At 46.6% G+C, this 9,981-nt stretch carries 11 protein-coding genes, 1 other RNA gene and 1 pseudogene; 6 read left to right on the plus strand and 7 right to left on the minus strand.

Going from position 1 to position 9,981, the window contains the following annotated elements; genetic code table 11:
* Positions 1-25: 25 nt before the first annotated feature.
* Both L865_RS25335 and L865_RS0122445 read right to left on the minus strand, forming a co-directional pair.
* Entirely contained in the window at positions 26-217 is a 192-nt protein-coding gene (locus tag L865_RS25335) for a DUF2970 domain-containing protein (protein WP_084632623.1), read from the minus strand.
* Between the two features lie 5 nt (positions 218-222).
* Positions 223-570, minus strand: coding sequence for a hypothetical protein (locus tag L865_RS0122445; protein ID WP_028775269.1), 348 nt, complete (start codon positions 568-570; stop codon positions 223-225).
* A 215-nt stretch (positions 571-785) separates the two neighbouring features.
* On the opposite strand from L865_RS0122445, the gene rpe reads away from it, so the two are divergent.
* From rpe to trpS, 3 genes are read left to right on the plus strand one after another with little or no spacing between them, the layout of a single operon-like run.
* On the plus strand, positions 786-1,460 hold the full coding sequence (gene rpe, locus L865_RS0122450; RefSeq protein WP_028775270.1) for a ribulose-phosphate 3-epimerase: 675 nt from the start codon (positions 786-788) through the stop codon (positions 1,458-1,460).
* Positions 1,461-1,463: 3 nt separating this feature from the next.
* Positions 1,464-2,156, plus strand: a complete 693-nt coding sequence (locus L865_RS0122455; RefSeq protein WP_028775271.1) for a phosphoglycolate phosphatase — start codon at positions 1,464-1,466, stop codon at positions 2,154-2,156.
* 8 nt (positions 2,157-2,164) lie between these two features.
* Positions 2,165-3,163 (plus strand): tryptophan--tRNA ligase, encoded by a 999-nt coding sequence (trpS, locus tag L865_RS0122460; RefSeq protein WP_028775272.1) that lies wholly within the window; start codon positions 2,165-2,167, stop codon positions 3,161-3,163.
* Between the two features lie 62 nt (positions 3,164-3,225).
* Here the strand turns inward: trpS and L865_RS0122465 are convergent, their stop codons facing one another.
* Entirely contained in the window at positions 3,226-4,113 is an 888-nt protein-coding gene (locus L865_RS0122465) for a LysR substrate-binding domain-containing protein (RefSeq protein WP_028775273.1), read from the minus strand.
* Between the two features lie 124 nt (positions 4,114-4,237).
* Between L865_RS0122465 and L865_RS24405 the strand changes: the two are divergent.
* Positions 4,238-5,128, plus strand: a pseudogene (locus tag L865_RS24405) (DMT family transporter).
* A gap of 30 nt (positions 5,129-5,158) precedes the next feature.
* Here the strand turns inward: L865_RS24405 and dolP are convergent.
* The 4 genes from dolP to L865_RS0122490 form a co-directional block, all read right to left on the minus strand.
* The gene (gene dolP / locus L865_RS0122475) at positions 5,159-5,728 is read right to left on the minus strand and encodes a division/outer membrane stress-associated lipid-binding lipoprotein (protein ID WP_028775274.1); all 570 of its coding nucleotides are present in this window, start codon (positions 5,726-5,728) and stop codon (positions 5,159-5,161) included.
* Positions 5,725-6,318, minus strand: coding sequence for a phosphoheptose isomerase (locus tag L865_RS0122480; RefSeq protein WP_028775275.1), 594 nt, complete (start codon positions 6,316-6,318; stop codon positions 5,725-5,727). The genes dolP and L865_RS0122480 overlap by 4 nt, the downstream gene beginning before the upstream one ends.
* A 66-nt stretch (positions 6,319-6,384) precedes the next feature.
* A complete protein-coding gene (locus L865_RS0122485; protein ID WP_028775276.1) occupies positions 6,385-6,714 on the minus strand; it encodes a YraN family protein in 330 nt (109 codons plus the stop codon).
* Positions 6,715-8,565, minus strand: coding sequence for a penicillin-binding protein activator (locus L865_RS0122490; RefSeq protein WP_028775277.1), 1,851 nt, complete (start codon positions 8,563-8,565; stop codon positions 6,715-6,717).
* 88 nt (positions 8,566-8,653) lie between these two features.
* Here L865_RS0122490 and rsmI point away from each other — a divergent pair, with 88 nt between their 5' ends.
* Positions 8,654-9,496 (plus strand): 16S rRNA (cytidine(1402)-2'-O)-methyltransferase, encoded by an 843-nt coding sequence (gene rsmI / locus L865_RS0122495; RefSeq protein ID WP_028775278.1) that lies wholly within the window; start codon positions 8,654-8,656, stop codon positions 9,494-9,496.
* 65 nt (positions 9,497-9,561) lie between these two features.
* Positions 9,562-9,909: RNase P RNA component class A (gene rnpB / locus L865_RS24710), an RNA gene on the plus strand.
* The last annotated feature ends 72 nt before the right edge of the window (positions 9,910-9,981 follow it).

Below are 9,981 nucleotides of genomic sequence, written 5' to 3' on the forward strand. Positions count from 1 at the left end.
AAAGCGCGCTGAGTAGATCAAATTCTTATACTGATTGGTATAACACCCATTTTACCATCAATATTAATCCGATAACTAAGGCTGCAGCCAGCACAATCCCCATAATGATAAATGGTATGGGAGATTGCGATTGAAAGTCTCGGCTGCGGTTGCTCTCAGTTTGTACCCCGAAAAAGGCGGCAAGCGTGCTAGTAAAAAGCTGCAGGAGCTGTGACACTGAAACTAGCGTCGGGTTTGATTGCTGTTAGCTGGTACATCATCCATTGGGCTATCTTGGTGCCCATGAAGCAGTTCCAGCAAATCAACAAAGTGGAATTGTCCAGAGCGACTCTTACCCGTAAACCAATTCTTCCAACTGACGTTATGAGATTGATCAGCACAGCGGTTGTTAGGGTGGCTGGCTGGGAGAGCAGAGTTATAGGTGCTGCTGGCATCACACACGCACGCAGAAGCAGACTCATCGTTATTGAGCTGTTGAACGCCCACGGCCGTCCCGGCCACGATCACTGCCATTGTAGCGAGTAACGTTGCTGATTTTATACTAGCTGAAAGTTTAGTCCTTGCTTTCATCACGACATCCTTTTAATCACGCAAACATTTTAGGTCTCGCGATTATAGCAAATCCGTTTATATTTTGAACACCTTTTTATAACAAAGTGCTTACTTGAGATAAAATATCAATCGAATGTATACAAGAGTCGGCAAAATGGGGCTAGGGCTATAGAGCCTAGGGTCATCTGAAGGTAGAATAGCATACTTCTTCTACAGCCCATTGTGAGTTTAGTATGCGACCTTTTCAAATAGCACCTTCGATTCTTTCAGCCGATTTTGCCCGTCTAGGTGAAGACGTTGACGCGGTATTGAATGCCGGCGCTGATGTGGTTCACTTTGATGTGATGGACAACCATTACGTGCCCAATTTAACGATTGGCCCAATGGTATGTAAAGCGTTAAGAGATTACGGCGTGACCGCTGATATCGATGTGCATCTAATGGTTAAGCCTGTTGATCGTATTGTGCCTGATTTCGCTAAAGCGGGTGCGTCTATCATTACTTTCCATCCAGAAGCGTCAGAGCATATTGACCGTACCTTACAACTTATCAAAGAAGCTGGCTGTAAAGCAGGTTTAGTATTTAACCCAGGTACACCTTTGCACTACCTTGATCATGTAATGGATAAGCTTGATGTGATCTTATTGATGTCGGTTAACCCAGGTTTCGGTGGACAGTCGTTCATTCCGTCAACGTTAGATAAACTTAAGCAAGTGCGAGAGCGTATCGATGCCAGTGGTTTTGATATTCGCCTGCAAGTAGATGGCGGCGTGAAAGTGGACAATATTGCTGAAATCGCTGCAGCTGGAGCTGATATGTTTGTTGCCGGCAGTGCTATTTTCAATCAGCCAGATTATAAGGTTGTGATTGACCAAATGCGTGCTGAACTTGCTAAAGTTGATGGTTAATCAATGGCTTTTTCGACAGTCACCGCGATAGCTTTTGATTTAGACGGAACGCTGATTGACAGCGTTCCCGACCTCGCTGCGGCCACTAATGCCTTGTTGGTCGAGTTAGGCTTTGATACTTGCTCAGAAGACGACGTCAGAAGTTGGGTCGGCAATGGTGCAAAAAAACTGGTTGAGCGCGCTTTAACGGCTAAAGCGACACAGGTGACCGACGAGCAGTACTTGCTACAAGTGATGCCAAGATTTATGCAGCATTACCAATATAACCTACAACAACATAGTCGGCTATACAGTGGCGTGGGTGAAGTCCTAGCTGAACTTAAACAGGCTGGTTTTCGCTTGGCAGTTGTGACCAACAAACCCTATCAATTTACGGTGCCGCTATTAAAGGCTTTTGCCCTAGATGCGCTATTTGATGTGGTGCTAGGTGGGGATTCGCTACAAAAAATGAAGCCAGATCCCATGCCGCTAAATCACCTGTTAGACCATTGGCAGCTCAGTACCGAGGCGCTTTTGATGGTGGGTGACTCGAAAAATGACATATTTGCGGCAAAATCTGCAGGTATTAGTGTCATAGGCTTGACCTATGGCTACAACTACGGTGAAGATATCTCACTGTCCGGCCCAAATGCCGTCTGTGAACAGTTTAGTGAAATTTTGGCTCATGTCAGCCATCGTCCAAATGAAATGGAGTAACAAAACAAATGAGTAAACCTATCGTTCTTAGCGGTGCCCAACCGTCTGGTGAATTAACCATTGGTAATTACATGGGCGCGTTACGTCAATGGGTTGCTATGCAAGACAGCCATGACTGCCTATATTGTGTTGTTGATCTCCATGCGATTACGGTGAGACAAGATCCTAAGGCGCTAAGAGAAGCCTGCTTAGACACGTTGGCGCTGTATTTAGCCTGTGGTGTTGACCCTAAAAAGAGCACGGTATTTATCCAGTCTCAAGTACCACAGCATACTCAGCTAAGTTGGGCTCTTAATTGCTACACCCAAATGGGTGAGCTAAATCGCATGACTCAGTTTAAAGACAAGTCACAAAAGCATGCCAACAATATCAACGTGGGGTTGTTCGGTTATCCTGTATTAATGGCTGCCGATATCCTGTTGTATCAAGCTAACGAGATCCCTGTTGGACAGGATCAAAAGCAGCATTTGGAGCTGACTCGTGATATTGCGACCCGTTTCAATAACGCCTATGGCGAAACCTTCACTATTCCTGAGCCGTTTATTCCTGAGCTTGGTGCCAAAGTGATGTCGCTGCAAGATCCACTGAAGAAAATGTCTAAGTCGGATGATAACCGTAATAACGTTATTGGTTTGCTTGAAGATCCCAAAGCGGTAATGAAAAAACTCAAGAAAGCGATGACTGATAGTGACGAGCCGCCAGTAGTGCGTTTTGATGTTGAAAACAAACCAGGGGTGTCTAACCTACTTAGCCTAATGTCAGGTGTGACTGGACAAAGCATAGCTAGCATTGAGGCTGATTTTGAAGGCAAGATGTATGGTCACCTTAAAGTGGCGGCCGGTGAAGCTGTGGTTGGCATGCTAGAGCCTTTACAAGCTCGTTATAATGAGTTCAGAGCCGATCAAACTTATCTAAATCAGGTAATGAAAGACGGCGCAGAAAAAGCCCAAGCGCGCGCTGAAGTGACAGTGAAAAAAGTCTACGAAAAAATTGGTTTGCTAGTGTAGCAGCAGTTTATTCAATAAATTAAGCCGACCTTAGGTCGGCTTTTTTGTGTCCGCGATTTGAATTATACATTGTCGATAGTTTGCTGAAAAAGCCAATGACTAAAGGTCGCAATAGCAGGCTCTTGTAAGCGCCGTTGTTTGCACAAAAAGTTAAATTCAAATCCGGTGTTGACGCTGGGTAAAGGCAGGGCAACGAGCTTGCCATTGTCAATGTCACTTTCTACCATAAAGTCAGAGGCCAGCGCCACACCTTGTCCGGCAATGGCCGCTTCTACGGCTAATAGCACGTGGCTAAATAGGTGGTGCTGACAATGGCTCGGTATGACGATGCCATTCGCACTAGACCAGTTGTGCCAATCCAGACCGAGCGGCCCCTCATCAACAATCAGCAGCGGATGTTGCCATAGGGCGTCAATATCTTGAATGGGTAATTGTTGTAAGCGCCCAGGGCTGCATACTGGGATTAACCGCTCCTTGTGCAATAAACGCTGAAAATAGTGTTGTTGCTGACTTTGTCCAGTAATGAACATATCGGCGACACTATCTGACAGACTAGGCTCATCGGTGATCATATCGAGCCGCACCTTAATTTCTGGATGCAACTGTCTAAAGCTAGTCAGCCGAGGAATCAACCATTTCACCGCAAATGAGCTAAAGACTGCTAAGCGCACAGCCGCATTCGGTTGTCCTAAAATTTGCTGGTTAACTTCCGCTAGCTCATTAAATATTCTGGTCACTTCTTTATACAGCAGTAAGCCTTTATCAGTGAGTGAAAATGCGCGTCCTTTGCGATGAAATAGGGCGGTATCAAAGTGATTTTCAAGTAATTTTATCTGATGTGAAACAGCACTCTGGGTAATGCATAGCTCTTGTGCTGCTTGAGAAAAGTGCAGCTGTCGAGCGGCAACCTCAAATACTTGTAGTGCCCGTAACGGTGGCATTTTTCTCATTATGAATTCAATTGTGTGATTGCGGTCATAGTATGAATTTAATTCATTATCCATTAAAAAACATCATTTTTCTGCAGGTAATGTGGCGGCTATCATGCGGGAAAATAGCAAATTAGGCGCCGGCATGAAAACTCCTGTAGCGATCGCATTGTTGATATTGATTGGCGGTAACTTATTTAGTGCACTGTATGATGTGACGGTTAAATTGTTGCCAGACGAAGCCAATGCCGCCACGTTTTTATTGATTCGCCAGGCAACATCTGTGTTGATGCTGTTGCCCATATGGTGGTATTACGGCCGCCCGAAAACCGCTTACCTTAAGCTGCACATGCTGCGGGGAAGCAGTGGTGCAATTGGTGGCCTGTTCTTAGTGATGGGGCTAATGAGCTTACCGCTTGCCACTGTCAGTACGTTGTTTTTCACCGCGCCTATTTAGATCATCTTACTGGGCTGGTGGCTACTTGATGAAAGGATCAGTGGCTTAAAAGTTGTGATTACCTTACTGGGGTTTGTGGGGGTGTTAATCATATTGCGCCCCAGTGAAATGAATGTCTTTGGTATTGTGGTGTTACTTGCCGCGCTAATTTTCAGTGCAAATCAATTGGCGCTGCGTAAAGTGTCTACGAATGAGCCGGTGTGCGTCACATTGCTAGCCTTTAACCTGTTTGCGGTGCCTGTACTATTTGTTGTTGCGCTCTATCAAGGAATGCAGGGGATCAGTTGGCCAGTTTTGTGGATAGCGCTGCTGAGTAATGTTGTACTGTTGGTTTATCATTGGCTGTGTGTACTAGCATACCGCCGAGCACAGGCTAGTGACATTGCCGTTGCTGAGTATTCTGGACTGCTGTTTTGTGTGTTCTTTGGCTGGTTATGGTTTGATGAGTGGCTCGATGCCCTGAGCTGGTTGGGGGTGATGCTAGTGGTATTACCATCCTTGTTACTACCGGCCACTTTGCGCCATATACGTCGAGCTAGTAGCAATAAAGCCGTTGCGCTGTCAGGGGATAACAGCTAAGGCATAAGTAGGGTTGATGCCCAAGCAAGATTAACTGCGTGGGTATTCAAACACCTTGATTACTTTACGCACTCCCGCGGTGTTGCGGGCCACGTCGACGGCTAAATCAGCCTGCTGACGCTCAACAATGCCAAGCAGAAACACTTCGCCATTTTCAGTGATGACTTTAATGCGGGTCACGTCTAAATCGTCTGTGCCCAACATGCGGCTTTTCACCTTGGTGGTGATCCAAGTATCGTTACTGCGCGTGGTAAAAGAGGTGGGGTTTCCAATACGGATCTGGTTATGGATCTTGCCGCCCAATTTAAGCTCTTGTACGACTCGAATGGCTTTATCACGTAGCATTGAGTTAGGTGCCTGACCTATCATCAACACATTACCATTCATGGAAATGCCACTAATATTTGTTTGATTCTGCAAATCTTCGTGTTTAGACAAGGCACTCGAAATGGTGAAATCGGCATTCGTGTCGTCTAATTGGGTGGAGAAACTGCGCTCATCATTAACCATTACTGCGCCGCCAACTGCGCCGACCATTACGGCCCCAGCGCAGCCTTGCAGCATTAATACAATGGCGATTAATGGCAGCAGTTTTCTCATGCTTGCTCGTCCTGTGGGAACAAGGTGCGGTCGATATTGTCACACAGGCAGTGAATAGCCAGCAGGTGAACTTCCTGAATACGTGCAGTGCTGTTTGAAGGCACGCGAATTTCTACATCGTTAACGCTGAGTAGGCCTGCCATTGGACCGCCATCTTTGCCGGTAAGTGCAACAATGGTCATATCACGGCTTAGGGCTGCTTCAATGGCTTTAATAACGTTGCCAGAATGGCCGCTAGTAGAGATAGCAAGCAAGATGTCACCAGGCTGACCAAGTGCAAGGATTTGCTTAGAAAAAATCTCATCGTAGCTATAGTCATTAGCAATAGCAGTAATGGTCGAGGTATCAGTTGTCAGTGCAATCGCAGGCAATGGTGGACGTTCTACTTCAAAACGGTTTAGCAGCTCTGCTGAAAAGTGTTGCGCATCACCGGCACTACCACCGTTACCACAAGCCAAAATCTTATTACCACCTAGCAGGCATTGCACCATCATTTCGGCGGCCTTTTCAATGGATTCTGGTAACGCTTCTGATGCGTCAATCTTAGTCTGGATAGAGTGAGTAAAGCTGTCTTTGATACGTTCTAACATAAGGACAATCCTGTATATAATTCAAATTTTTATATTTAATGGATTAACAACTGGGTTGCTAAGCCATTAAAAAGCATTCTTAAGCCAAGTGATGTTATTGGCTTCAATCGCCACCACGTCAAATCGACATGGAGCCTGAATATTGTGTTGCTGCAAATACGCACTTGCGGCTTTGCGTATACGGCCTATTTGGGCCTGAGTCAGGGCATTTATTGCGCCACCAAATTGATGACTGTTGCGATATTTAACTTCAACAAATACCCAGGTTTTTTGCTGCTTCATTATGAGGTCTATTTCCCCAAAACGAAAACGAACATTGCTGGCAACAAAACACAGTCCTTGTTGTTCTAAGTGCTTGCGCGCTGCTAGTTCAGCGTGTTGCCCTTGGCTATTCAACTACATTGCGCGTAAGCGCCCTCGTTGATAACGTCCCCAGCTTAGCTTGCGATTAACTGTTCCATCTAACGTGACCGACAGTATGCCACTGCGTCCGGCATATTGGTAACCAGGTAGCGCCCGCATCTGTGCCAGCTTATTGACCAGTTCCAGCGCATCATAACCCATAATGTATAAGCGCTTTTGGCTGTTGGTCCATCTTGGCCACAACTCGCTCACTAAGGCGGTCTCGTTGCTGTCTTTAAGTAACCATGGAATATCGCTAATGGCTAAGTTATTTAACTCTTGTACCGATTGCGCACGATTTGACTCAATGCGGCTGCGGCTGGTGGTGTATAGCGGCACAGGGTCGGTAAACACACTAAAATTGACATCAATAAACGGTTTCAATAGCGGTAAATCTTGGCTACTGGCAATCATGTATATTGCATCGATATCACGACGCGAACGGAAATCAGCTTCAACTTTATTGCCGATTAACGCTTTAATGCGCGCGATACGCTCTTTGCTGTCAATAACGCCAAGCGATTTCTGTACTGTCACTTTCATCTCATCGCCAGCATCATAATAATGAATCTCTGCCGGTTTATCGGTGAGTGCCAACCAAGCTTCATCAAATGCCTGTGCCATTCGTTTACCTATGCTGTTATTGCTAGCAAGCAATAGCGGCGTAGTGATGCCATCGTCATATAACTTTTGCGCGGCATCGGCAGCTTCATGGGCAGGCGACAGCGCAAAGTAAAATTGGTCTTTGTTAGGCTCAAAATTATCGACATGGTTCAAAAAAAGTTGCGGTACCGTCGCTGGCGCGGTTTCTACATCGCCAGTGGTTGGGGTACTGTGCAGTTGCTGCAACTCTTCCACTTCTGATTGTAATAACGGCCCAATAATAAATTCAGCACCGGCGTCAACGGCCTGTTGATAGGCGGTGGTGGCCCCGAGTGCTGAGTCAAAAAAGTTCAACGTGACAGAATCATCAGCATCGGCAAGGTAGCGGGAAATAATACCTTGTTTAACGGTATCTGCCAGCGCGGCGCGTTTACCGGATAAAGGCAGTAATACCGCAATGTTTTTAGGTGTATAAGGCTTTGCATTCAGCGCATTTTCTAAGTCAGTCGGCAGTTTAATCGCCCCAGGGTGTTGCGGGTTCTGACGCTGCCAATTGCCCAAATGAGTGATCAATTGATTGGGATCAACCGCATAATGTTTGGCAATATAAGCAAGCTGTAACCAACCAGCAAAAATCGGGTTGTCACTATCTTGGCTGAACGCCAATACGGTCTCTTCTTGCATGGGTTGCAAAATTTGCCAAATCTCGTCGCTGACTTCCGTCACTTGCTGTGGCGGTAAATGCTGGCTTAATAAACTTAACTGACGAGCTTGCTCAATCGGCTGGTGGGTCAATTGGTATAAATGGGCTTTGAACTGATAATAAGCTACCCACTGCCAATCAGGCAGTTGCCACTGGCTTGGGTAGTTCAGTAAGGCGATAGCCTCATCGTAGGTAGAGGTCATCTCTAGTACGCGAGCAGACAGGTAAAGGTGCTCGGCTTGCAGCGTGGGATTATTGCCTAAAGTCGGCTTAATCGAGGTCAGTGTTTTTCTGGCATTGCCGCTGTCGCCTTGATTAATAAAGGCGTGTGCTGCTAATAGCATCAGTTTGTCGCGTCTTTGGGCATCACTTTGCTGTGCTGCGTCGGCTAAATATTGCGAGGCAGGCAAAGGTGCGCTCACCAGAGAAATGTCTTTAACTTCCTGTTTCTCTGGTGCTTTAGTTGTCGCGCAGCCAAATAAGACTAACGAAAATAACGCGACCGAGATAAATTTAGTTGAATTCAGTCTTTTTAACACAGGGCTTCACTCTGGTAAGATGCTGTCCGTAGTTTAACCTTCTCTTACGCTTGACGAAAGTCTTGTGACAATGAATACCGAGGTAGATATGGACCTAACGGTCGCACTTTATGTAGTGCCAACCCCAATTGGCAACTTAGCAGACATCACACAGCGCGCACTTGACGTGTTGCAGCAGGTGAGCTTGATTGCCTGTGAAGACACGCGTCACAGCGGTAAGCTATTGAGTCACTTCGGTATTGAAACCAAAAAAATTGCGCTGCATGATCATAATGAACGTGACAGAGCCAAAGACATTATCAAGCTGCTTGCCGATGCTCAATCTGTGGCATTGATCTCAGATGCCGGTACGCCGTTGATTTCCGATCCGGGCTACCATTTAGTGTCGCAAGTACGTCAAGCTGGTTACAAAGTGATTCCTCTGCCAGGTGCGTGCGCCGCGATAACCGCATTGAGCGCCTCAGGTTTGCCATCGGATCGCTTCTCTTTTGAAGGCTTTTTACCTGCCAAAGAGAAAGGCCGGCTCGACAAGTTAGCCGCCCTTAGAGAAGATCCACGTACATTGATTTTTTATGAGTCACCGCATCGCATTGTCCACAGTTTGAAATCGATAGTGACGGCGCTTGGTGACGATCGACAAATTGTGATGGCCAGAGAAGTAACCAAAACATTTGAAACCTTTCTCAGTGGTGATGCGCAATCTGTATTGGCACAAGTGGAGGCCGATCCCAATCAGCAAAAAGGTGAGATAGTGTTGATGTGTCATGGCCATCGCAGCGAAGAGACCGCTGATATTCCAGCTGTTGCCATTGAAACCTTGAGTTTATTAAGCACTGAATTACCGCTAAAGAAAGCCGCCGCGTTGGCTGCTCAAATTCATGGCCTGAAGAAAAATGCGTTGTACAAACATGGCCTCAGTATTGGTTTATAAAGGCCATAATGACTTGCTGCCGATAAGTGTTGGAGTGTTTGACCTGCTTAGGCTATAATCCGCGCCGAGTTGGCCAGACAGTTGCTGCGTTCATTTATGAACGGGGAGGAAAGTCCGGGCTTCACAGAGCAGGGTGCCAGGTAACGCCTGGGCGGTGTAAACCGACGACAAGTGCAGCAGAGAGGAGACCGCCAATCTTCGGATTGGTAAGGGTGAAAGGGTGCGGTAAGAGCGCACCGGGCGGCTAGTAATAGTCCGTTGCAAGGTAAACTCTACCCGAAGCAAGACCAAATAGGGTCCCGTATGGCGCTGCTCGCGTTGGGACCGGGTAGGTTGCTTGAGCCTGCGAGCGATTGCAGGCCTAGATGAATAACTGTCCACGACAGGACCCGGCTTATCGGCCAACTCACCTCTTTTCAATAAAAGGCCTCACAGCAATGTGGGGCCTTTTGTTTTTACCAACAGCGATTGCAGGCCTAGATGAG

It is taken from the genome of Shewanella waksmanii ATCC BAA-643 (genome assembly GCF_000518805.1).
Lineage (GTDB): Bacteria > Pseudomonadota > Gammaproteobacteria > Enterobacterales > Shewanellaceae > Shewanella > Shewanella waksmanii.